Origin of the sequence: Lapidilactobacillus dextrinicus DSM 20335, from assembly GCF_001436095.1 — a bacterium.
In the GTDB taxonomy this organism is placed as follows: Bacteria; Bacillota; Bacilli; order Lactobacillales; family Lactobacillaceae; genus Lapidilactobacillus; species Lapidilactobacillus dextrinicus.
On record NZ_AYYK01000007.1, the window covers coordinates 1 to 254 of the forward strand.

Annotated in this window: 1 protein-coding gene; it reads right to left on the bottom strand. The window is 37.8% G+C overall.

The features are described from left to right. Window positions 1–254, bottom strand: a 254-nt coding sequence (locus tag FC84_RS09200; RefSeq protein ID WP_157051853.1) for an IS3 family transposase, incomplete at both ends; no start/stop codon positions are given.

Here is a 254-nt window from a genome sequence, read left to right on the forward strand (position 1 = left end):
AAATACAACATTGTCTTCCCAAAGGGAAGATAAGTGATATCGGTTGTCAGTTTTTGTAAGGGTTGGTCTGTGTTCCAATCACGGTCAATTAGGTTCTCAAATGTTTTATAAGGATTACCGGGCTTATTAAAACGTTTTTGTTTAAAACGACAACCCCAGCCATGACGTGATATAATTCTTTGAACTTTGCTCACACTACACTTAATCAATCTGTCTTTAGTGAGCAGCGCATGGATTTTTCGGTACCCATAAAG